Genomic DNA, 23,761 nt, shown 5'->3' on the forward strand with positions numbered 1-23,761 from the left:
TTAGAAAGGACCTTATATGTATAATAAAGTAATTATGGTTGGAAATTTAACTAGAGATATAGAATTAAGATATTTACCATCTGGTTCTGCTTTAGCTAAAAGTGCTATTGCAACATCTTTTAGATTTAAGTCACAAACTGGTGAACAAAAAGAAGAAGTTTGTTTTTTAGATTTTAATATGTTTGGAAGAGCAGCTGAAGTTGCTAATCAGTACTTAAAAAAAGGTTCTAAAGTTTTACTAGAAGGAAGACTTGTATTTGAACAATGGACTGCACAAGATGGAACTACTAGAAGTAGACATTCATTAAGAGTTGATGAAATGAAAATGTTAGATTCAAAAGGCTCATCAGAACAAGGTGGGTATAATCAAAACTATAATCAACCTATGCAGAACAACCAATATAATGAACCTTCTAATTCGTATAATAATGATTACAATGGTGCAGGAAGAGAACAGCAAAAACCAAGAGTTGAGCAAAATATTCCTGAAATTGATATAGACGACGAAATACCGTTTTAGAAAAAAGGAGTTAATTATGGCTGAAAGAAGAAAATACGGAAAAAAATCTTGTAAATATACAGAGATGAAAGTTGATTTTATTGACTACAAAAATATAGATTTATTAAAAATTTCAATGAGTGAAAGAGGTAAAATTATGCCTAGAAGACTTACTGGAAATTCTAAAAATGCTCAAGAAATGGTAGAAAAAGCTATTAAAAGAGCAAGACATATGGCATTAGTTCCATATATTGTTGATACAAAAAATATCACAGATACAGCTTACGCAAAAACATTTTTATAATATATAATTTATAAAAATATAAAAGGAAGGAGATTTTATCTTCTTCCTTTTTTTATTTATAAAATAGGACTGATGTTGAAAAATAAACTAAAAATAGCTTTAAAACTTCGTTTTGAGTACTATAATTTATATGAAAATAAAGAGCTAGAGTGGCATAGAAAGTATAAAAATCATAATTTATATAGTATTGTAGTAGAAAGTTTTAAGTATGATTTTAAAGAAATTAGTGAAAAGATGCCTAAACTTTTAGAAGAGTTTGAAGAAAAACTATAGTTTTTCCCAAACAGTTCCATTTGTTGTATCCATAAGTGAAATGTTCATTGATGATAATTCATCTCTTATTTTATCAGCAGTTTGGAAATCTTTCATTTTTTTAGCTTCATCTCTTTGTTTTATTAAATCTTCAATCTTTTGTTTTGTCATATCATCAATTCCAAATTGAAAATATGAGTAAGCATCATTTCCTCCAACACCAATAGAATTTTCTAAAAACTCTATATTTGAAATAATTTCTTTTTTTAAACTTTTGTCTTTAGGATTTGAATCTAGTTTATCATTTGCAATATTTATCATTTCATCAATAATTGAAAGAGCTATTGAAGTATTTATATCATCATTTAAAGCATTTAAAATATCTTCTTTAAATTTACCATTTACATTTAAAGATTCAACTCCATAAACTCTTTTTTTAAGTCTATAAAGCTTATCAAGTCGTTTTTTAGAAGCTATTAAATCTTCTTCGTTAAAACTTAAATCAGCTCTATAATGAGTGCTCATAAGATAAAATCTTATAACTTCACCACTGTAAGATTTTAAAACATCTTTTAAGAAAAATGAATTACCTAATGATTTACTCATTTTTTCACCATTGATATTTACAAAACCATTATGCATCCAATATTTAGCTAAGTGTTGATTTGTTGCACACCTTGTTTGACTAGCTTCATTTTCGTGGTGTGGAAAAAGCAAATCTGCTCCTCCAGCATGAATATCTATTTGAAATTCTTCATTCTTATAAGCTAAATGTTTATCAATCATTGCACTACACTCTATATGCCATCCAGGACGACCTTTTCCAAAAGTTGCACCAAAACTAATATCATTTTCTTTTTCAAATTTCCATAAAGCAAAATCAGCATTATTTCTTTTTTCTTTATTTATCTCAACTCTTGAAATAGTATTTTCATCATTTATTTTTTTTGATAAAGTCCCATAATTTGGATCTTTTGAAACATCAAAATAGATACTATCACTTGTCTTATATGCTATATCTTTTAAAAGCAGATTTTCAATCATATTTTTCATAGCTTCTAGATTTTCAGTTGCTTTTGGTTCTATGGAATTTGCTAAGATATTTAAAGAGTTCATATCATTTTTATATGCTTTTATATAAAAATTTGTGATTTCTTCTAAAGTTTTACCACTCTCATTCATTTTTTTGATGATTTTATCATCAATATCAGTAAAATTCTTTGTCATAATTACTTCATAAGCATTTTCTTTTAAAACTCTATGAAGTAAATCAAAAGCAATAGCACTCCTTGCATGACCCAAATGTGAATCATCGTAAACTGTCGGTCCACAAACATAGATTTTTGCAATATTGGGTTTTATTGAGCTAAATTCTACTTTCTCTTTTTTTGAAGAGTCATAAATGTAAAGCTTCTTCATTTTATTTAAATAGTGCTTCTAATGATGAAGTATCATTAATTTTTACTTCATTTTCTGTATTACTTGTAGCTGAAATATCTTTATTAGATTCAATTTCTACCAATTCAATATCATATTTTGTAAGCATCGAAGCAAGTCTGATATTTAGCCCAGCTTTTCCTATAGCTTTTGATTTTTGATCACTAAATATTGTAACAATAGCTTTACCTTTTTCATTTCCATTTGGAGTTGATTCAACTTTTACACTATTTACTATAGCAGGAGATAAAGATCTTGCAATAAACATCTCAGGAATAGCTGAATACTCTATACAATCAATACTTTCATTATGCAGTTGACTTGAAACAGAGTTTATTCTTACACCTTTTACACCAACAATAGCACCAATTGCATCTATTTGAGGATTTGTAGTTGTAAGGGCTATTTTTGATCTAGTTCCAGGAATTCTAGCACTAGCTTCAATTATTATTTTTTGATCTTTAAGTTCAGGTACTTCCAAAGTTAGAAGATTCTCTAAAAATTTTGGGCTAGTTCTTGATAATTCAACAATAAGACCTAAAGTTTTATCTATATTTACAGATTTTACAACAGCATTTAAAGTATCACCAACTTTAAAACTCTCACCTTTAATTCTATTTTTTCTTTGTAGAATACCTTTTATTTCACCAATTTCAATAAAAGTGCTATCATTTTTATCAATTCTTGTTACAACTCCAGAAACAGTTTTTCCTATTTTTTCTTTGTATTTAGATAAAACATTTTCTTCAACAAATCTTTGAAGTCTATATTCAAAGTTAGAAGATAAAATTGTTGCGGCATTTCTTCCCATATTCTCAAATTCTAACTCATAACTTACAAAGTCACCTATATCTAAATCAGAATTGATATTTTTTGCATCATCAAGAGATATGAAATTTTCATTATTTAAAGGATTTCCTTCTTCATCTTTTGTATCTTCGTTTAATCTTATATCATCATTTGCAACTACTTCGATTTTTTGAAGAAGTATAAGTTTTTTATTTGCTCTATCAACATTTGCATCAAATATTAAAGAGTGATCAACCATTTTTTGTGCAGTTTTAATTAAAGCTTCTTTAAGTGCATTTTCAACATCAGTAATTTTTATCCCCTTTTCATAAGCAATAGAGTCTAAAATATCTATTATTTTATCCATAATAATTTTCCCTTTTTTTAACATTGAAATGGCAATTGTGATTTTTCAATGCGAGTTTAATACAATAGTATATCAAAAATACCTTTTATACAAATTAAAGCAATTTTTGAATAGAATATCCGATTAATTATCAAAAAAAAGGTTTAATAAATGGAATTATTACTTGCTAGAAATGAGTTAAATGAAAAGCCAAAAAAAGTACAGTTAGACAAAATAAAAGATGAGTTAGCTAAAGATAAACAAAAGATTTTTTATTTTGATAAAGACAATTCACATAAAGATATGATGGCTTTAGTTGAAGCTTTAGAAAAAATCGGATTTAATATATATTTTAGAGAAATAAAATACGGTTTAGCTGATGATGAGTATATGTATGAGGTTCATGCACTTTAATTTTAAGTGTTAAAAAATATGAGTAAAAAACTATTTATACAGACTTTAGGTTGTCAGATGAATGACACAGATAGTCAGCACATTCAAGCAGAACTTGAAAAGCATAAAGGCTATATTAAAACTGATAAACTAGAAGATGCAGATTTAATTATCATAAATACTTGCTCTGTTAGAGAAAAACCTGTTCAAAAACTATTTTCTGAAATAGGGCAATTTAATAAAAAGAAAAAGAATGGTGCAAAAATTGGGGTTTGTGGTTGTACAGCTTCACACTTAGGACAAGATATTATAAAACGAGCACCGTATGTTGATTTTGTTTTAGGAGCTAGAAATATATCAAAAATAAAAGATGTTGTTGATATAAAAGGTTCAGTTGAAGTTGCTATTACAAATGATGATTCACAATATGAGTTTGCAACTGCAACATCAAATCAATATAGAACGAGTGTAAATATATCAGTTGGGTGTGATAAAGAGTGTACATACTGTATAGTTCCAAGTACTAGAGGAGAAGAGATTTCTATTCCACCAGAAATGATAGTTTCTCAAATACAAAAAGCTGTTGACCAAGGTGCTGTTGAAGTTATGCTTTTAGGGCAAAATGTAAACTCTTATGGAAGAAGATTTAGCGATAAAAGAGGAAAATATAGTTTTACTAAACTTTTACAAGATATATCAAAGATAGATGGCTTAAAAAGAATAAGATTTACATCTCCTCATCCTCTACATATGGATGATGAATTTATAGAAGAGTTTGCTAAAAATGAAAAAATTTCAAAGTGTATTCATATGCCACTTCAGAGTGGTTCAACTACTATTTTAAAAGCTATGAGAAGAGGATATACAAAAGAATGGTTTTTAAATAGAGCTACAAAACTTAGAAATTTAGTACCAAATTTAAGAATTACAACAGATATTATTGTGGCATTTCCTGGTGAAACTCATGAAGATTTTTTAGATACATTAGATGTAGTAAATCAAGTAAAATTTGATCAAATTTTTAATTTTAAATATTCTGCTAGACCTGGGACAAAAGCTTTAGAGTTCAAAGATAAAGAGATTGATGATGAAATAGGAAGTTTGAGATTAACACAACTTATTGAACTTCATAAAAGATATTTGGAAGATTCAATGCCTTCTATGATTGGACAAACTTTAAATGTTTTAGTTGAAAGTCTTAAGCCAAATGGTGAAGTAACAGGTTATACTGACAACTATTATCAAGTATTTGCCAAAGGCAGTGATGAGTTATTAGGTAAATTTGTAGATATTAAAATTACAAGTGCAACACGAACTTCATTAAAAGGCGAAGTTATAGCTTAATGTGGAAATCATTTAAAAAAAGGTTTGCTCCATATTTACTTTATGTATTAGTTAAATTGATATATGCTACAAATAAAAAGGTATATCATCATCCTAAAGACGATAAAGAGCCTTTTGTTCTTTGTATGTGGCATGGAGATTTACTTTCTCAGATCTTTAATTATCACTTTTTTAGGAAACATGGAATTATAAAAGCTATAATTAGTGAAAATAGAGATGGCGAGATTATTTCAAAAATCGCATTTTTATTTGATTGTGGAGCTATTAGAGGTTCTAGTTCTAAGGGTGCTGCAAAAGTATTTTTAAGTGCTTTAAGAGAATTGAAAGATGGAAATGATGTAGCTATAACTCCTGATGGACCAAGAGGACCTAGGTATAGTGTAGCAGATGGAATTGTAACAATTTCACAAAAAAGTGGAAAAGATATTAGATGTTTTAATGCTGTTCATACAAAATATTGGCAGTTTAAATCTTGGGATAAGTTTGTTTTACCAAAACCATTTGGTAGAATAGATTTTTATATAAGTGAGCCATTTAGTGTTCAAGGACTTGAATTAGAAGAGGCAAAAAATATAATAAAACAGAGAATGTTAATCCACTCTTTAAAATAATTAGGGATGCTTATGTTTAAAAAAGAGACTTTTTTCATAAATGCTGTAAAGCAAAATAATCAACTAAAAGTTGAGTACAAAAAATATTTAAATTCCAAAGAACAAAGTAGTGATAATTCAACTTTTTTGATAGATGGCGATGTATTGCCTGATAATATTGTTCAAAAGATTAATATTTGGCAAAAAGAGAACGATTTTAGTTATGTTTCTACTATTTTACTAAGTGATACAACAAAACTTATTCCAAAAGCATTATCTTCAAAGGTAAAAGATTGTGAAATTGTAAATTTTGATAGTTTATATGATATTGCTGTTTTAAAAACAACATTATTTGAAACACAAAATTATTTTGCAAAAACAGGAGTAGATTTTATATATTCTGCTTTTCATATTATAAATTCACATATTCAAAAGAATAAATCAAAAAATGAATTACTATTTTTTATATACAATAACAGAGCATATATTTTAATAGTTGATAAAAATAGTGTGATAGTTTACAATGAAGTTGTAGATTTATTGACTTTTGATGCTGTAAGACGATCACATTTTTATGAAGATGATTTGGAAGGTCAAAAGCTTTATGATGAGTTATACTTTCTTGAACTTAGTGAGTTATTACAAAAAATATTGAAAAACTTTCATCAAAAACACAAAGATATTTTTGTACAAAAAATTTCAATCCTTTTTGCATTAAGAAATCTTACAAAAGAACAATTATCTAATTTAAGTCAAGAATTGATGTTGAAAGTTGATGATTACACTATTGATATTGATGAAGAATTATTTAAATTATCGCAAGATAATTTAAATCAAAAAAGTTTTATAAAACCACGAAAAAAGAAAAAAAGAAGAGATTTTAGATATGTATTTTTAGTGATTTTATTTGCAATATTATTTTATGGAGCATATAAAATATATAGCATGATTGATTTTAAGAATATTGCTATAAAACTAAACTTGATTGAAGCTAAAAAAGAGTTAGTTTTGGACAAACTTCCTGATCATATTTTGAATAATAGTAAAAAAGAGTTAAGAGTGGAAGCTATTTTCAAATCAATTCCAAATAATTTGATGATAAATAATTTTATTTTAAACTCAAATAGTGTTGAATTAAAAGTTTTAGCAAAAAATGATGAGAGTTTAAAACTTCTAAATTTAGCTTTAAATTCGATATATTCAAGTGTAGATTCAAAAAAAGTAGATGAAAAACAATTAGAAAATTTTGAAGCTATTGTTATTGCTAAAAATGAGTTAGAATTGAAAGATGTTACCTATAAAGTATTTACAAAAGATTATTTACAAGATGAAGATTTTGATGTTGAAAGTATCAATGAACAGTTAAAAATGTTACTTCCTGAAAACTCAATAGTAAAATATATAGATAGATATGATGCATCAAAAGTTGATGTATTTGCTTTTAGTGTAAATGCAATAATAAAAGAACCTAAAGAATTCTTTGAATTATTAACAGATATAAATAGTGAATTATATTCTATAACTTTAGCAAATCCAATAGTTATGAAAAATACAAATTTAGGAATAGAAGTAGAGTTTATTTTGGAGTTTAATCAACTGAAAAACTAAAAGTTTTACCAAACTTTTAGTTCATTATAAATACTATCTCTTTCAACTGGAATAAATCCAGAGTTTCTTATAAGTTCTATAAACTCATTTTGGATAACTCCTTTAGCACTAGAAGCTCCAGCAGCACTTTGAATAGACTCTTTTTCTATTGTTCCATCTACATCATTTGCTCCAAACTCTTGAGCAATTAAAGCTAGTTTTACAGTTGAAGTTGCCCAATATGCTTTTATATTTGGAATATTATCAAGCATTATTCTTGCTATTGCATAAGTTTTTAATATCTCATGAGCAGTTACAGGTTCTTTTACTTTTAGATAGTTATTTTGAGTTTGAAAAACAAGTGGAATAAAGGCATTAAAGCCACCTGTAATATCTTGTAAATTTCTAAGTCTTAACATATGGTCAATTCTATGCTCTCTTGATTCTATGTGACCAAAAAGCATTGTTGCATTACTTTTTCTTCCTTTTTCATGCCAAAGCTTATGGATTTCCAGCCATTGTTCTGAACTAACTTTCCCGCCACAAATTCTTTTTCTTATCTTTTCATCAAATATTTCAGCTCCACCACCTGGCATAGAATCTACACCATATTCAATCATAGTATTTATGATATCTTCATAACTTAACTGATATTGTTTACTTAAAAAGTGAATTTCAGCTGCAGTTAGAGCTTTTACGTGAATATGAGGAAAGTTAGTTTTTATCTTTTTGAAAATTTCCATATACCAAGTAAGTCCAGTATGTGGGTTGTGAGCAGATACAATATGAACTTCTTTTATGTCATTTTTTGAAGAGTTTTTCACAATATTTAAAATTTCTTCATGAGTTAAAGTGTATTGATTTGGATTTTTTCTACTTGCACTATATGCACAAAACTGGCAAACATCTTTACAAATATTTGTAGGATTTATATGTCTATTTATATTAAAATACGTTTTTTTTTGGTGTTTTTCTTCTCTTATTCTATTCGCATATTTTCCTAAAGTTATTAAATCCAAATCATAAAGTTTTATACCATCTTCTAAATTTAATCTTTCATTATTTTCAAGCTTTTTTAAAATATCCATATCTACCTACTTACAATCAAAATCTTTTGTATAAGAGTTATCTTTTTCATGATGAACAAATCCCATACAAGTTTTTTGCATATCATTGTCATAAAAAACAACTTTATATACACTACTTCTTAGTTTTGTTTGTATATCTTCTACACTTAATTTATTTACAACTTTTAGATTTTGAATATTTTTATGTCCTAAAGTATCTAAAATTTCAGCCATTCTTTGTGTTTTAAATATTTGGAGAATAAGAAATATTCCAAATGATAAAATTACAATAATTGAGATGATTATAACTGTTTTTTTAGGTAGTTTTCTTACTTCATAACTCATTTTTTGTAATCTTCCAGTGGTTTAAATGTACAGTCTTCTCCATCATAATAATCTATAGTTCCATCTTCAATTTTGTAGTACCAACCATGAATTTGAAGTTCGCTATTTTTAATTTTTTCTACAATATAAGGAAAAGATAAAAGGTTTTCCATTTGATACACAATAGAAACTTTTTCTGTTGTTCTATAAAGTTGTTCTTTATCTTCTTTATTTGGTGTTGCAAGAAGAGTATATTCTTTAGCTTTTTTACCAAGTTCTAGCCATTTTTTAACATTTGATAATTCAGGAGAATTTTCTAAATCTTGATATAAACTTTTACAAGCTCCACAGTGTGAATGTCCACAAACTATAATATGTTTTACATTTAAAACATTTACTGCATATTCAATAGCAGCTGAAGTTCCGTGATAATCATTGTCTGGATTGTATGGTGGAACAAAATTTCCAACATTTCTTAAAATAAACATATCTCCTGGTTTTGTATCTAGCATCAAATCTGGTGTTACTCTGCTATCACTACAACCTATAAATAAAACCTCTGGTTTTTGACCTGTTTTTACTAATTGTTTTAAATCTGTTTCATATTTTGAAAATCGTGCTTCTCTAAACTTTTTATTTCCTTTTATCAAATCATTTATTTGCATTGAGTTCCTTTATTAAGTTGCATACCTCTATTAAGTCATTATTTGACACATCAATTTTCGCTATAAGTCTAATAATTGCATTTTTAACTGTTGGTTGTCGTATAGCTCCTATTAAAAAGCCTTTTCCTTTTAAAGATTTTTGTATCTCCAACACTTTTTTATTGTCATTTACTAATATTGGAATAATAAGTGATTTTGAACTTATTCCTAAATAGCTTTGAATTATAGTTAATTTTTGTTTAATTTTTTGATTTAATTTCTTTTTCTTCTTTTGAATATATTTTAAGCTTTCAAGTCCTAAAGCTGTATCAAAAAGTGATGGTGCAGTTGAATATATAATAGGTTTTGCTCTATTTTCTAAGAATTTTATAATATCTTTTGAAGCTAAGATATATGCTCCATAAGAGCCATAAGCTTTCCCTAAAGTTCCCATTTTTATATGATTTTCTTTTGGTTTTATATTGTAATAATCAAAAATACCTAAAAGATTTTTTCCTAGAACACCAGAACTATGAGCTTCATCAACTATTAAAATAGAATCATATTTATCAGCAATGTCAAAAATCTCTTTTTTGACTAAATCTCCACCCATAGAGTAAACACCTTCTACTGCTATGATATTTCTTCCTATACGATTAGAACTATTGAGTTTATTTTCCAAATCTTTTTCATCATTGTGATTGAAAACTATTACTTGAGAACTATTTAAAAGTTTTGTAGCTAAAATACCACTTGCATGATAATCTTCATCTATAAAAAGTGTATCATTTTTTCGTACTAATGCTTCAATCATTGATATATTTGCTAAAAAGCCACTTCCTACTATGATAGCATCTTCAAAGTTATTTATAAAAGCCAATTTTTCTTCAAATTCTTTATGAATTTTTGAATATCCATTTACTAGCATAGATGATTTAGGAGAAAAATAGTGATTTCTTAAAACTCTTTTGTAAGCTTTTTTCAAAAGCTTTTTACTTGTAGAAAGTCCTAAATAATCATTTGAAGCTAAATCGATTAAATTTTTTTCAAAAACTATACGATTTCTTAGGCGGTTTGCTTTTTCTATAGATTCTAACTCTTTTTGGTACAAAAATATTCCTTACATAAAATTATAATAGTACCTAAAAACTGATATTTTAAAGGTTAAGTAAGAAATTTATAAATAATTTCTAAATGCTAGATTGTTGCTATTGAAATAACTTATAATTCTTCTCTACTAATTAAATTATAGTTAGGAGGGCCAGAGGTGTTTATTGCGACCTTCACCTTTGGTTATTTATATAGTTATATTTTCTAAAATTTTTATTTTATCTTTTGTGACGATGATTGCATCAATACAAAAAGCACAATCCAATTCATTTTTTTGAATGTAGTATTCAACACTTCTTTTTATTTTTGATAGTTTTTGTTTTGTTAGATTTAATATGGCTGTTTCATAATCATTTGCTGATTTTACTTCGAAGAAATGATAAACATTTTTTAAGTTTGCTATGATGTCTATTTCACCCAATTTTTTAGCATAAAAGTTTGTTTCAACTATTTCAAAACCTTTATTTTTTAAAAAGAGAACAGCTTTTTTCTCAGCTTCATCTCCTTTTGATTTACTCATTTTCAACCACCACCAACAAAGTTTAAAAGCTCTATTATATCATTTTCTTTTGGTTGAAATTTATTCCAATTGTCTTTCTTTACAATATCCATATTAACAGCACAAGCCATAACTTTATCTGTAATTTGTAAATTATCTATAATTTCTTGAATTGTTAAATTATCTATAAACTCTTTTGTTTGACCATTTATAATAAGTTTCATAAACTAATACCTCTTTAAATATTTTAAAAGCTCAGATTATACAAAGAGTTGGCTTATTTTCAGATGTATAAATAAAAATTACATAATTATGTAACTATAAAGTAATCAAGAATGTAATATAATATTGCAACAGTCAAAAAAGGAGACTTTATGAAAAAAAAGACAAAAATTTTAGCAACTTTAGGACCAGCTAGTAATAGTTTAGAAATGATTGAAAAGTTAATAGATGCTGGTGCAAATATGTTTAGATTAAATTTCTCTCATGGAAGTCATGAATATCACTTAGAAACTTTAAATAATATTAGACAAGCCATGAAAAATAAGAAAAAATCTGTTGGTGTTTTACAAGATATTTCAGGACCAAAAGTGAGAGTAGGGGATTTAAAAGAGCCATTTTTATTAGAAAAAGATGATATTGTAATTTTTGAAAAAGATGAAATAGTAGGATATAAAAAATCTGATAAGGAGTATGTTGTAAGTATAAATTATCCAGATATTTTAGGGAAAATAAAAGTTGATGAATATATATATCTTTATGATGGAACTATACGAGCTAGAGTAATTGAAACAAAACCAAAAGTAAAAGCACAAATTGAAAATAATGGAACATTATCAAGTAGAAAAGGTGTTAATTTCCCAAATACAGTTATTGATATTGAAGTTATTACAAAAAAAGATGAAGTTGATATCGCTTGGGGAGTTGAAAATAAAGTTGATTATTTTGCTATTTCATTTGTTCAAAATGCAAAAGATATGATAACAGCAAGAAGACTTTTAGGAGATTATAAAGGTAAACTTATAGCAAAAATAGAAAAATTTGATGCAGTTTCAAATATAGATGAAATTATCGATGCAAGTGATGGATTGATGGTTGCACGTGGAGATTTAGGAATAGAAGTTCCTTATTATGATGTTCCAACTATTCAAAAAATGCTTATCAAAAAAGCAAATGCAAGAGGAATACCAGTAATAACTGCAACTCAAATGCTTTTATCAATGACACAAAATGAAAGAGCAACAAGAGCAGAAATCTCAGATGTAGCAAATGCTGTTTTAGACGGAAGTGATATTGTAATGTTAAGTGAAGAGAGTGCAGTTGGAGAAAATCCTGAAAATGTAGTTGAAACTATGCATAATATTATTGCACAAACAGAGAAAATTTATAATCATGATAAAAGATATAATTTCTCATATTTAGATGAATTTGATGTAATACAAGCAACAGTTACAAAATTAGCAGATGATTTAGGAGCAGATGGAATTTTATCACTTACAAGTAGTGGAAGTTCAACTAGAAAAATGTCAAGATATCGACCAAAAACTCCTATATATACATTTACACATGATAAAGCTACTTTAAATTCTTTAACTGCACTTTGGGGTGTTGAACCTGTAGGAACTTTAAAAGAAGCACAAGCATCTAAAATGATACAAAAAATGTTAAGAATGCTTGAGAAAAAAGAGGTTTTAAATAAACAAGGACTTTATATTGCAACTGTTGGTTATCCAGTTGGAATTCCAGGCAGTACGAACACAATTAAAATTTTAACTTCTGGTGAAATAGAGTATTATATGAACTTTAAAGAAAATAGAGAAAAAGCAAAACAAGAGAAGAAAGCTACAAATTCTAAAGAAGAAGAATAAAAGAAGAGAGTTTTAAAACTCTCTTTTTACTTTATAAAATATCCCTCATCTGTATTATTGAAAATAAGTTCTTTTGGAAATTTTTTTCTAAGTCTTTTTATTAAACTTCTAATAGCATCTAAACTTGTAGGTTCATCATCATAAATAAAGTTTTCTATAAGATTATAATCGACAGTTTTACCACGATTATTTATAAGTAATAACAAAAGATTTTTTTCATTCTTTGTAAGTTTTATTTCCTTATTTTTACACAATAATTTTTTTAATTTTTTGTCAAATAAAATATCTTCATCAAATTTGAATATATCACTATCTTTTCTAAATTTTGTAAGTTTAAATAGTAATTCTTGTATATTAAATGGTTTTTTAATATAGTCATCACAACCTTTTGAATAAGCATCTTTAATTGTAGAGATATCTATGTTTGCACTCATTATTATAACAATTGATTCTGGATTTATCTTTTTTATATTTTCTAAAAGTAAAATACCATTTAAGTTTGGTACAAAAATATCCAATATAAAAAGGTCATAAGCATTTTTAATGTTGTTTAATGCCTCTTTCCCATCATAAAAAGAGTCCACATCAAAATCTTCTGTTTCTAACATATCTTTGATGGACTCATTTAAAGCAAAATCGTCTTCAAGTAAAAATATTTTCATAAAAATCCCCTATATTTAAAATGAAATTAAGATAATATATATCTAAATGTATTTATTGAGTCTTGACTTTCAACTTCGATTTTGAAGTTATATTTTTTACAAATATCACTTACAATTGCAAGTCCTAAGCCATGGCCACCAGTATTTTTGTCCTCTCTTTTATATCTTTTAAAAATTCCTTTTGGATTGTGTATTTTTTGTCCATTAGAGTGGAATTCTAAAATATTGTCTTTTAAAATAATATTTATTGTAGATCCAATATATGAGTATTTTATAGCATTTGATATATTGTTATCAACCAGTCTATTTAACTCTATTTTGCCCATTTTTAAGAAATAATTATTGCAGATATCTAGTTTTATAATCCTATTTTGAGTATGTGCAATAGTATCAAAATATTTTACACGGTTTTCTAAAGCTCTTTTTAGATTTATATCTATGATTTCATATTCAATTTTATCTTTTGTATGTAAAAATGTCATATCTTCATAAGAATTTTCTAAAGTTCTTATTGCTCCTTCAATTTTATTTGTAAATTTATCACTTCCAAATAATTTTTCTCTTAGTTGAGTATTTATACTTATTATTGAAAGGGGAGTTCTTATTTCATGTATTGAGTGGGCAATAAATTTATCTTTATAGTTTAATAAAAGTTCTATAGTTCTTAATCTGTAAATTAAGAAAATTGTCAAAGCTCCTATAATAAAAATAATACTAGATAAAAGTCGTATATTTAAAATATCTTCATGGTAAGCATTTTCATTAAAAGTTATATAAAATATTAACTTTACTTTATCAAATATAGGACTATCTTGTATAGAATAAATAATATGAAAATAATCATTTTCTATTTTTTCATCATAGGATTGATAATTGAAGTTTTGCAGGACATTGAGTACTTTCTGTGCTTTTTGAAATCTCATTTCTATATCATCAATTCTATTTTTAGTAGATTTGATATCTTTAAATGTAAAATTACCAATATAATTATCAAAAGATATAAAAGATTCATAACTGTGAATATCTTTATTATCATTTAAAAAATTTTGAAGTTCTTTTAACTCTTCTTCAAATTCATTATAACTAAAAGATAATTGTAAAATTTTCTTTGAATTTGGTATTTTAGTATTTATATAACTTGCAAATTTTTGTAGTTCAGATACATATTCAGGTACTGAAACACTTGTAATAATATTCGCATAATCTTTTTTTTCATAGCTTAAATCTTGGCATATATCAATAAAAATTGAACTATCTTCAATTATAAGATTTTCATTTAAAATATACAGATTAAAAGGATTGTTTTCATACTCTTTATTAAGTTCATTATAAATAGTATCCAAACTAAATCCACTTTTTAAAAGTTCTACTGCAAGAGAGTTTTTTTCTAAAATTTTATCTTTGACTAAAGAGTATTTATACAATATTTTTGTGAGTAAAACACTACTTTTTTCTTTTATTTGATAAAAAACAACTTCTTGATTCTTTGATTTATTAAGACTTATATTCTTATATAATAAAATATATACAAAAATTGTAAATATTAAAAGAATAAAAATATTAATAAATAAAATTGTTGATGATTTTGGTAATTTTATATCCAATTCTTCTCCTAAAAAAGAGATTTTAGACAAAAAATACTTAAAAATAGTAAAATTTATAAAAATTATTTTTTTGCCATACCTTTGACATTTTAGTTTTGTATAATTCTTTTAGCCAATAGGTTAATAAAAACAACACAAGGAAATATTATGAATAATTCCAAAGTTTTAAATAGTGTTTTTGTAGTAGAAATAATATCATCTAAGGGGCTTGAGTTAGGGACTTCTCTATATTCTTATATAGATGAAGAGTTTGAAGAGGATGATGATCAAAATTGGATCAAACTATAAGTATAATTTTTATTAATTTATAAGGCTAACCTTATTCTATATTCATTTAATTAATATTGAAGCTAAAAGTTTCACCTTTTAGCTTTAATGTCTGTATTTAAAAATTATCAATGACTTTTCTTTTTTCTAATATTTTAGTTTCTTTTATTTTTTCTTGATAATTTTGAGATATCTTTTCTAATTCAGTAAATAATGGTTTGTATTGCTCTTTTAATTCCAGTTTTACTTCATTGAGTGAAGATATAATCTCTTGTTTGAAATCATCTTTATTTAAATATTCATCAGCACTGATAACAATAGCATCTGTACCAAACCAAGTGATTGTACCAAATGCAATTCCACAAAGTGGTGCAGCTATCCCACAAGTAATACCACCACTAGCAGCTGTTGTACTTGCTGCCAGTTTTGTAGCTGTTTTTCCAGCAGATTTTAAAGCAAGTTTTGCTGATATTTTTGAACTTATAGAAATTGCTAATTTTGTGGCTATTGCAGTTGTTAAAATAGTAGCTTTCATATCTAAAAGGTTTGTTTCTAAATTTTCTTTTATATTTAACTTTAAATTTTCTAAGCCATTTTTATTTAGTTCTAAATCTACATTTTTAGTTGCTATAATTTCAATATCTTGTAAATGTCTTTGAATTTTTAAATATGAATTATTTACTATTTCTTGAGATAACTTATTTATCGTTTTATCAAAATCTTTACCTAAAAGTTTTTCATTTATAACTTTATTCATATCTCCAAAAGTAAAAGCAAAAAGTTCAGTATATTCACCTATTACACTATAATGAAAATCTAAATATTTATCTACATTATTATTGATTAGTTCATCAAATGTTTTATCAACATTTTCAGTTATGATTTTATCTATATCCTGTTTTGTCATTTCAAGATTTTGTAAAATATCATTATGGTATTTTTCTATATTTTGTTTTAAAGTATCTGTTAAAACTTCTTGAAATTTCTCTGTTATAGGAGTTTTTAAGATATTCTTTTCTTGATTTATTTCTTGCTTTATTAAAGCAATAGATATCAAAATTACACTAAAAAAGATTAAAATTATGATTGTATTCCAAAAATATTTAAGCATTTTATTCCTTTATATTTTTGCTAAAACTTATAGTTTGCACAAAAAAGCGGTTTATTCCTATGATTGATAAAGCGTTTATAAATATAAATAAAATCCAGATAATAGTTTTTAAATAAGTGGATTCAACTATTTGTGAACTATATTTTGTGAAATACCAAAAATATGTATCAATTTCTACCTTTATTCTTAAAATATAGTCTAAATATTGACAATTTGAAGATAAAGAGTTGGTAGCAAGATTTAGACTATCTTCTAAACTGCTACTAATATAACTTGGTTCATAACTGTTTAAAATATAGAAAATAAATAATATAAAAAGGACTAAAGATGATATTTTAATAGTTATCTCTTTTGTAAAAATATCTAAATGCTCTTCACGAATAATATTTTTAAATAAAAGTAAAAGTTTATTGTATAAAAAAAATACAAAAGTTATAAAAATTGCTAATACCAAGTAAAAATACCATTTAAAAGATAAAACACTATAAATTATAGAAATTGTGTAAATAGTAGATAAAAAAATATAAAAAATAAAACTTAAATAAGGGCTTATTACTAGTTTTGCTAAAAAGCTTTCTTCTTTAAAATAGCAATTCTTAAAGCAAGTTTTTTCTCTCATTCGTTTTTGGAAAAAACTATATGTTAAAAATATAGTAATAAAAGTAGGGACTAATAAAAAGTAGCAACCATAATAGTAAAAAAGATTTATAAGTAATAAAATAGAGATTGGAAAAAATATAGAAAAAATAAGTTGTTTGAAAAGAGAAAGTGTTTTCACTTTATCTTTTCAACTGCTTTTTGAAGTCTTATAAATCCTTCATCAATTTCTGATTTTGATATAGTTAAAGCTGGTAAAAATCTTAAAGTATTATTTCCAGATTTAAGTACCATAACACCACAATCAAATGCAGTTTTGATTAGGTTTGCTAAGGTATCAGCATCTTTTACTCTTAATCCTCTCATAAGACCTAATCCAACATGAGCTAAGAAAATATCTCTGTTTTGTTCGTAAAGTTCATCTAATTTTTTTATGAAGTATATAATAGTTTCATCTAGTTTTCCACTATCTTTTAACTCTTCTAATATATCTAAAACTTCCAAACCTGTTGCAGTTACAAGATAGTTTCCTCCAAAAGTAGAACCATGATCACCATAAGTAAAGATGTCTTTATGTGTTGTTAAAATTGCTCCTATTGGAACTCCACCACCAAGACCTTTTGCTAAAGTGATAATATCAGGCTCTATTTCATATAAATTTGAAGCAACAAATTCCCCAGTTCTATAAACACCTGTTTGAACTTCATCAACTATCAGTAAAATATCATTTTCTTTTAAAAATTTAGCTAACTCTTGAATTTTATCTTTTGGAAATGGCAAAATACCACCTTCTCCTTGAACAAGTTCTATCATAACTGCAACTGTTTCATCATCTATTGCATTATAAACATCATCTATTGCATTAAAAGAAAATCCATCTGGATAAGGTGCAAATTTACTTTGTTGAAATGCACTTTGCCCTGTTGCTTTTACAGTTGTTATAGTTCTTCCGTGAAAAGAGTTCTCTAAAGTTATGATTTTATATCTTTTATTTTCAAATTTTGTTTCACCATAAGCTCTAGCTATTTTTATTGCACCTTCATTTGCTTCTGCACCACTATTTGCAAAAAAAGTTCTCACATCATAACCACTTAACTCTTTAACTCTTTTAGCTAAAAGTGCTTGTGGTTCTATTGCGTAAATATTTGAAGTGTGTATTAAATTTGAAGCCTGTTCAAAAATTCTTTGTGCTACTTGTTTGTTTCCATGTCCTACGCTTGTTACTCCAATTCCTGAAGTAAAATCTATATAATCTTTGTCATCTTTATCAAATAAAGTTGCATTTATACCTTTTTTGAAATGCACATAATTTCGTGCATAAGTATGAAGTACATACTCTTTATCCAATTGCTCTAATTCATTCATTTTATTTCCTATAAAATTTTTGCAAATTATAGCTATAAATGGTTAAATCTTTACTCTTTTTCTTCATTTATAGCTGTTGAATAGTATCTATTCAAATCAAATAATCCATACTCTAATGGATTTGATTTTTTGAACTCATTACTAAACCAATCAAAATGTTTCCAAAAATCTGGATTTGCTCTATTTATAGCATAATTTTTAATTGCTTGTGTTTGTTCTATTTTATGGTCATAGTTTTTTATTGTGTCAAAAAAATCTTTTAAATCACTCTCTTTTAAGACTACAAAAATACTAGGATACGAACTTACAAATCCTTGAATAAAATCTATATCATCTTTTTTAGGATTTAGTCTTGATTCTTCATCAAACATAAGTGCAACATTATCATGCCATCTATTTATAACCATTGAATAGATAAGATTTTCACCATTGTCTAAAATAATTCTAATCAAAATAACATTTGCATCTCTATCTGTAAAATATTTAGTTATGGCTACACTACTTGGCATAGCAAGAGATTTTAAAGCTTTTTCAATATCTTCTTTTGTACTATAAGAATCTTCCAAAGGTGTTGGTGTGTACCATTTCTCTATAAAGTTTATTTTATCCCTTTTTGTTTTTGTATAATCAAGAACCATATTTGCAAATTCATATTTGTAATCATTTGAATAAAAATTTATACCTGTTTCATTATTTGATGGTTTATAAACAGTTAAATATTGTGCTAACCAACCAATATACCAACTATGAAAATAATCAATTCTTGATTTTTGTGGTAAAAATTCTAAGAAATTACTCTCTCCTTCTACCCTTAACCTATCCATATGTGTTCGTACTAATAATTGATGAGCTGTATTTCCAAATACATCAAATCCAGCAACAAGTGAGTAATAAATTCTCTCTAAAAGTGGAAAATCAATAACCCATAAAGTTTTTGGAACACCACCCATTGCACCATATTGAAGTGATGCTGAATCAAAATGTCTATAAACAGTTAAAATAGAATCATTATGTTGTTTGTTGTCACTTTGTCTAATGTACTCTAATTTCATTCCATCTGGATAATACTTTTTATAAATATTTGCTCTATCTTCTTGATATTTTTTTGTTTCTTTTTCATGTCCTAAATTTTTAAATGTTTGATAAAGACTTGGATCTTCTCCCAATTGATTTGGTACTTTTAAATATTCAAAATTGTTCTTTAGAAAATCTTTATCTCTTACACTTAAATCATATTTTGGGTCTAAAAACATAACCCAAAAATGGTCTTGAATAACATTTAGTGCAACTTGACCTTTACAAACAGGACCTTTTATAAATGTATTTACAAAAAAGTATATATCTTTTAGTAAAAATTCATATCTACTTTTTGCTGGAATTTGTTCAAAAACTTCTAAAGCATTTGGTGCAATTTGGATGTGGTAAGATGGCATATAAGGAGCTTTTACCCAAAGTGGTTTGATGAAAATATCATTATAAAATATTAGCTTTTCATCATCAATTTTGTAAACCATATGAGTTTTATGTACTATTGTTCCTTCAACTTTTTGCAATCTATAATAAAATGGCTCTTTTATTTCATCATAAGGGAATCTTGTAGCTATTATTTTGGGTTCTTTTCCACTTGGAGTGATTGATCTAATAAGTTCAAAAAAGTTTCCACTATTTTCATCAAAATATATATGTGCTAAAAATAGATGTTCATAAATATATCTTGCTGTTACTTGATATTTTATTTCACTATTATTTAAAAAATCTTCAAATTTTTTTATTTGAGTTTTTTCAAAATCTGTTGGTAAATCTTTTTTTGTATCATCAATTGCTCCATTATCAAGCCAAGTCATAAGAAGATTGTATTCATATTTTGATAAAGCTGGAAAGCCATAGGGCATAGCTTTGTGTGGATTTTCATCTAAGAAGTCTTCTAACTCTTCTTGGTCTTTTACACAACTTAATTTATCTGTTTCAGGTGAATATACACCTATATTTACTGGATTTCTATCTTTTTCAAAAAGATATTGCATCATAATAGAAGCATTTGTATCTTCCATTTTTTCAGTCATAGAAGAAAAACCTTTATTTCTCCAATCTTTTGTACTTAAAGCATCTACAAAAAGTCTAGTAGGATTTACGGCTTTCATTCTTGTAGCATAAACTGCATCTTTTGAAGCTCCCCTATCAATTCCATCAAACGAACCAAGATTTAATTGGCAAGGTGAGTTATAACAAGAGTGGCAAGATACACATCTTGCATCTAAAATAGGTTTGATATCTTTTGAAAAAGATATATCTTTTTCTATTTTTTCAAATTCAACTGGGTCTAAAGGTTTTGAAGAACAGCCAAAAAATAGAAAAGATAGTATTACTATGAGAAATATTTGTAGTTTCATTTGTTCCCTTACATAAATTTAAATATATTATATTCAAAGTTTATTTTTAAAGTGCTTTTTGCTAAAATCCTAAACTAAAATAAAAGGAAAAAAATGCAACATCTTATTAGAACTTCTGATTTTACAAAAGAGGAAATTTTAGATATTTTTAGCGATGCAAGAGAGTTTTTAGAGTTTAAACCTTGTGATATTTTAAAAGGCAAAATAATTGTAACTTTGTTTTTTGAAAACTCTACACGAACAAGAAGTTCTTTTGAAATAGCAGCAAAAAGATTGGGAGCTGAAGTTGTAAATTTGGATGTTGGAACATCTTCTACTAAAAAAGGTGAAACAATGTACGATACAGTTGCAAATATAAATGCTATGAAACCAGATGCCATCATCATAAGACATAGCGAATGTGGATTACCTGAAAGTTTAATCGGTTATGTTGATTGTCCTATTATAAATGCAGGAGATGGAAGACATTCTCATCCAACACAAGCACTACTTGATTTATTTACTATTTATGAATATTTTGAAGGTAAAACAGAAGGTAAGAAAATAGCTATTGTTGGAGATGTTAGAAACTCAAGAGTTGCTGGAAGTAATAGAAGACTTCTTCCTAGATTTGGAATAGATGTAAATTTAGTTGCTCCTGATTGTTTTAAATATGAAGGTGATGAATTTAAACAATTTAGTACAATTGCTGAAGTTATAGATGATATAGATATTGTTATGAGTCTTAGAAGTCAGTTAGAAAGACATAATATTACATATTTTGAGTCGCTTCAAGAGTATGCAAGAGATTTTTGTATTACAAATGAACTAATGGAAAGAAAAGAGTTTTTATTACTTCATCCAGGACCAGTTAATAGAAATATAGATATTACAGATGAAGTTTTAAAACACGAAAGATGTAAAGTTTTAGAACAAGTTACAAATGGTGTTGCTATAAGAGCAGCAATTTTAAAGAAACTAATTTTAAAAATTAAGTGAATAAACAAAATATAAAAGAAAAATTAAATAAATTTGGCAGAGAAAAAGAGCCATTTTTATTTATCATCTCTTATGATTTTACTAAAGTTTATATAGAAAAATTAGATACTTTATCTAGCTTTATAAAATATGATATAAATTCTAAAAAGACTCTTCCAAAATCTTGCAAAATTGATTTAAAAAAATTCCCTTTAACTTTTGAAGATTACAAAAAAAAGTTTGATTTTATACAAAATGAAATAAAATCTGGAAACAGCTATCTTTTAAATCTTACAGCCAAAACAAAAATCGAAACTTCTTTTAGTTTAGATGAAATATATGAAAACATAAATAGCGATTTTAAACTAAGAGTTGATACAAAAGAAGATAATTTTGTATGTTTTAGCCCAGAAAAATTTGTCCAAATAAAAAATAATCAAATTTTTACATATCCTATGAAAGGAACAATAAAAGCAGATATTCAAAATGCACAAAAGATAATTTTAGAAAATCAAAAAGAACTAGCAGAGCATACTATGGTTGTGGACTTACTAAGAAATGATTTGGGAATAGTTGGAAAAAATATAAAGGTTGATGATTTTAGATATGTTGAAAAAGTAAATGCAGGAGAGCAAGAATTATATCAAGTTAGTTCAAAAATCAGTGCCGATTTAGAAAAAAATTGGTGTGAAAATTTGGGTGAAATTATAGTTTCTCTTTTACCAGCAGGAAGTATAACTGGAACTCCAAAGAAAAAAACAGTTGAAATTTTAAAAAATATAGAAGATTATGAAAGAGATTTTTATACAGGGATTTTTGGAATATTTGATGGAGAAAATTTTGATAGTTATGTTTTGATAAGATTTATAGAAGAAAAAGATGGTGAATTATTTTATAAAAGTGGTGGTGGTATAACTTGTGATAGCAAGGTAGAATATGAATATCAAGAGCTAATTGATAAGATATATTTACCATTTTAAAGGAAAAATATGTTTTTTGAAACAATAAAATGTGAAGATTTTGAAGTCTTTAATTTAGACTATCACAATAAAAGAGTTGCAAATACAATAGGATTGAATATAAATTTACAAGAGTATATAAATCCAATTTCATCTGCACTTTTAAGATGTAAAGTTATCTATGATGAAAATCAAATTTTAGATGTACAATATTTTCCATATAAAAAAAGAGATATAAAAAGTTTTAAAATAGTTGTTGATGATGAAATAAATTATTCAAAGAAATATTTGGATAGAACAAAATTAGATGAATTATATGAAAAAAGAGATACTTGTGATGAGGTGATAATAGTAAAAAATGGTATTGTTACGGATACAACTATTGCAAATATTGCTGTATTTTATGAAAATTTTTGGATAAGTTCTAAAAATTGTTTATTAAACGGAACTACAAGAGCTAGATTAATTCAAGAAAAAAAAATATTTGAAAAAGATATCACTTTGGATATGTTAAAAAATAGTTCAAAAATAGCACTTCTTAATGCAATGATAGATTTTGATGAAATTAAAGATTTTAATATAAAGTATTAAAAATAAATATCATTTATTGATTTTCTATAAAAAATATAAAATTATCCATTCTTCATAAGTACCAAAAAATCACACTTATAAAAGAAATTTCAAAATTTGTAAAAAATGATGTCCGTTTTTTGATATATTTTTACTCTTATATATTATAAAAGCAATTATTATAGTTGCTTTATAAAATTATTAGGAGAAAATATGACAATACTTA

26 protein-coding genes are annotated in these 23,761 nt (G+C 25.9%); 12 read left to right on the forward strand and 14 right to left on the reverse strand.

Features of this window, described 5'->3' with window-relative positions:
* Positions 1 to 16 precede the first annotated feature (16 nt).
* From CRU91_RS00835 to CRU91_RS00845, 3 genes are all read left to right on the forward strand, one after another.
* A complete protein-coding gene (locus CRU91_RS00835; RefSeq protein ID WP_113892448.1) occupies positions 17 to 520 on the forward strand; it encodes a single-stranded DNA-binding protein in 504 nt (167 codons plus the stop codon).
* Positions 521 to 536: 16 nt separating this feature from the next.
* Positions 537 to 803: a 30S ribosomal protein S18 gene (gene rpsR / locus CRU91_RS00840; RefSeq protein WP_113892450.1), complete on the forward strand. Its 267-nt coding sequence runs from the start codon at positions 537 to 539 to the stop codon at positions 801 to 803.
* Positions 804 to 875: 72 nt separating this feature from the next.
* Positions 876 to 1,076, forward strand: coding sequence for a hypothetical protein (locus tag CRU91_RS00845; protein WP_113892452.1), 201 nt, complete (start codon positions 876 to 878; stop codon positions 1,074 to 1,076).
* Here CRU91_RS00845 and cysS read toward each other — a convergent pair.
* A complete protein-coding gene (gene cysS / locus CRU91_RS00850) occupies positions 1,071 to 2,474 on the reverse strand; it encodes a cysteine--tRNA ligase (RefSeq protein ID WP_113892454.1) in 1,404 nt (467 codons plus the stop codon). The two genes, CRU91_RS00845 and cysS, sit on opposite strands and share 6 nt — an antisense overlap.
* Position 2,475: 1 nt before the next feature.
* Entirely contained in the window at positions 2,476 to 3,648 is a 1,173-nt protein-coding gene (nusA, locus tag CRU91_RS00855; RefSeq protein WP_113892456.1) for a transcription termination factor NusA, read from the reverse strand.
* 150 nt (positions 3,649 to 3,798) lie between these two features.
* On the opposite strand from nusA, the gene CRU91_RS00860 reads away from it, so the two are divergent.
* The 4 genes from CRU91_RS00860 to CRU91_RS00875 are packed head-to-tail and all read left to right on the forward strand — an operon-like array spanning position 3,799 to position 7,562.
* On the forward strand, positions 3,799 to 4,041 hold the full coding sequence (locus tag CRU91_RS00860) for an HP0268 family nuclease (RefSeq protein WP_113892458.1): 243 nt from the start codon (positions 3,799 to 3,801) through the stop codon (positions 4,039 to 4,041).
* A gap of 18 nt (positions 4,042 to 4,059) precedes the next feature.
* Positions 4,060 to 5,364: a tRNA (N6-isopentenyl adenosine(37)-C2)-methylthiotransferase MiaB gene (gene miaB, locus CRU91_RS00865; protein WP_113892460.1), complete on the forward strand. Its 1,305-nt coding sequence runs from the start codon at positions 4,060 to 4,062 to the stop codon at positions 5,362 to 5,364.
* Positions 5,364 to 5,975: a lysophospholipid acyltransferase family protein gene (locus tag CRU91_RS00870; protein WP_113892462.1), complete on the forward strand. Its 612-nt coding sequence runs from the start codon at positions 5,364 to 5,366 to the stop codon at positions 5,973 to 5,975. The genes miaB and CRU91_RS00870 overlap by 1 nt, the downstream gene beginning before the upstream one ends.
* 12 nt (positions 5,976 to 5,987) lie before the next feature.
* Positions 5,988 to 7,562 (forward strand): hypothetical protein, encoded by a 1,575-nt coding sequence (locus CRU91_RS00875; RefSeq protein WP_113892464.1) that lies wholly within the window; start codon positions 5,988 to 5,990, stop codon positions 7,560 to 7,562.
* 5 nt (positions 7,563 to 7,567) lie between these two features.
* On the opposite strand, the gene mqnE is transcribed toward CRU91_RS00875, so the two are convergent.
* From mqnE to thiS, 6 genes are all read right to left on the reverse strand, one after another.
* The gene (gene mqnE, locus CRU91_RS00880) at positions 7,568 to 8,629 is read right to left on the reverse strand and encodes an aminofutalosine synthase MqnE (protein WP_113892466.1); all 1,062 of its coding nucleotides are present in this window, start codon (positions 8,627 to 8,629) and stop codon (positions 7,568 to 7,570) included.
* 6 nt (positions 8,630 to 8,635) lie between these two features.
* Complete coding sequence (locus tag CRU91_RS00885) at positions 8,636 to 8,953, reverse strand: hypothetical protein (protein ID WP_113892468.1); 318 nt, start codon at positions 8,951 to 8,953, stop codon at positions 8,636 to 8,638.
* Entirely contained in the window at positions 8,950 to 9,597 is a 648-nt protein-coding gene (locus tag CRU91_RS00890; protein ID WP_113892470.1) for a carbonic anhydrase, read from the reverse strand. Before CRU91_RS00890 ends, CRU91_RS00885 begins: the two co-directional genes overlap by 4 nt.
* Positions 9,584 to 10,687 carry an aminotransferase class I/II-fold pyridoxal phosphate-dependent enzyme gene (locus CRU91_RS00895; RefSeq protein WP_113892472.1) on the reverse strand — a complete coding sequence of 368 codons (1,104 nt, stop codon included), beginning with the start codon at positions 10,685 to 10,687 and terminating at the stop codon, positions 9,584 to 9,586. The genes CRU91_RS00890 and CRU91_RS00895 overlap by 14 nt, the downstream gene beginning before the upstream one ends.
* 186 nt (positions 10,688 to 10,873) lie before the next feature.
* Positions 10,874 to 11,206 (reverse strand): YraN family protein, encoded by a 333-nt coding sequence (locus CRU91_RS00900; protein ID WP_113892500.1) that lies wholly within the window; start codon positions 11,204 to 11,206, stop codon positions 10,874 to 10,876.
* A gap of 2 nt (positions 11,207 to 11,208) precedes the next feature.
* Positions 11,209 to 11,409 (reverse strand): sulfur carrier protein ThiS, encoded by a 201-nt coding sequence (gene thiS, locus CRU91_RS00905; RefSeq protein ID WP_113892473.1) that lies wholly within the window; start codon positions 11,407 to 11,409, stop codon positions 11,209 to 11,211.
* Between the two features lie 150 nt (positions 11,410 to 11,559).
* Here thiS and pyk point away from each other — a divergent pair, with 150 nt between their 5' ends.
* The gene (gene pyk / locus CRU91_RS00910; protein ID WP_113892475.1) at positions 11,560 to 13,053 is read left to right on the forward strand and encodes a pyruvate kinase; all 1,494 of its coding nucleotides are present in this window, start codon (positions 11,560 to 11,562) and stop codon (positions 13,051 to 13,053) included.
* 26 nt (positions 13,054 to 13,079) lie between these two features.
* Here pyk and CRU91_RS00915 read toward each other — a convergent pair whose 3' ends face one another.
* Together CRU91_RS00915 and CRU91_RS00920 are read right to left on the reverse strand one after the other, a co-directional pair.
* Entirely contained in the window at positions 13,080 to 13,715 is a 636-nt protein-coding gene (locus CRU91_RS00915) for a response regulator transcription factor (protein ID WP_113892477.1), read from the reverse strand.
* 26 nt (positions 13,716 to 13,741) lie between these two features.
* A complete protein-coding gene (locus CRU91_RS00920; RefSeq protein ID WP_113892479.1) occupies positions 13,742 to 15,319 on the reverse strand; it encodes a sensor histidine kinase in 1,578 nt (525 codons plus the stop codon).
* Between the two features lie 147 nt (positions 15,320 to 15,466).
* Here CRU91_RS00920 and CRU91_RS12175 point away from each other — a divergent pair, with 147 nt between their 5' ends.
* Positions 15,467 to 15,607 (forward strand): hypothetical protein, encoded by a 141-nt coding sequence (locus CRU91_RS12175; RefSeq protein ID WP_222718363.1) that lies wholly within the window; start codon positions 15,467 to 15,469, stop codon positions 15,605 to 15,607.
* A gap of 97 nt (positions 15,608 to 15,704) precedes the next feature.
* Here CRU91_RS12175 and CRU91_RS00925 read toward each other — a convergent pair whose 3' ends face one another.
* From CRU91_RS00925 to CRU91_RS00940, 4 genes are all read right to left on the reverse strand, one after another.
* Positions 15,705 to 16,697, reverse strand: a complete 993-nt coding sequence (locus CRU91_RS00925) for a hypothetical protein (RefSeq protein WP_113892481.1) — start codon at positions 16,695 to 16,697, stop codon at positions 15,705 to 15,707.
* 1 nt (position 16,698) lies between these two features.
* Positions 16,699 to 17,151, reverse strand: coding sequence for a hypothetical protein (locus CRU91_RS12150; RefSeq protein ID WP_146951584.1), 453 nt, complete (start codon positions 17,149 to 17,151; stop codon positions 16,699 to 16,701).
* A 320-nt stretch (positions 17,152 to 17,471) separates the two neighbouring features.
* Positions 17,472 to 18,659, reverse strand: coding sequence for an aspartate aminotransferase family protein (locus CRU91_RS00935; protein WP_113892485.1), 1,188 nt, complete (start codon positions 18,657 to 18,659; stop codon positions 17,472 to 17,474).
* Between the two features lie 50 nt (positions 18,660 to 18,709).
* Positions 18,710 to 21,049, reverse strand: coding sequence for a fatty acid cis/trans isomerase (locus CRU91_RS00940; protein WP_113892487.1), 2,340 nt, complete (start codon positions 21,047 to 21,049; stop codon positions 18,710 to 18,712).
* Between the two features lie 93 nt (positions 21,050 to 21,142).
* On the opposite strand from CRU91_RS00940, the gene CRU91_RS00945 reads away from it, so the two are divergent.
* The 3 genes from CRU91_RS00945 to CRU91_RS00955 are packed head-to-tail and all read left to right on the forward strand — an operon-like array spanning position 21,143 to position 23,556.
* Positions 21,143 to 22,027: an aspartate carbamoyltransferase catalytic subunit gene (locus CRU91_RS00945; RefSeq protein WP_113892488.1), complete on the forward strand. Its 885-nt coding sequence runs from the start codon at positions 21,143 to 21,145 to the stop codon at positions 22,025 to 22,027.
* Entirely contained in the window at positions 22,024 to 22,986 is a 963-nt protein-coding gene (locus tag CRU91_RS00950; protein ID WP_113892490.1) for an aminodeoxychorismate synthase component I, read from the forward strand. Before CRU91_RS00945 ends, CRU91_RS00950 begins: the two co-directional genes overlap by 4 nt.
* 9 nt (positions 22,987 to 22,995) lie before the next feature.
* Complete coding sequence (locus tag CRU91_RS00955; RefSeq protein WP_113892492.1) at positions 22,996 to 23,556, forward strand: aminotransferase class IV family protein; 561 nt, start codon at positions 22,996 to 22,998, stop codon at positions 23,554 to 23,556.
* Positions 23,557 to 23,761 lie beyond the last annotated feature (205 nt).

The sequence above is a fragment of the Aliarcobacter vitoriensis genome, assembly GCF_003316695.1.
Taxonomy (GTDB): domain Bacteria; phylum Campylobacterota; class Campylobacteria; order Campylobacterales; family Arcobacteraceae; genus Aliarcobacter; species Aliarcobacter vitoriensis.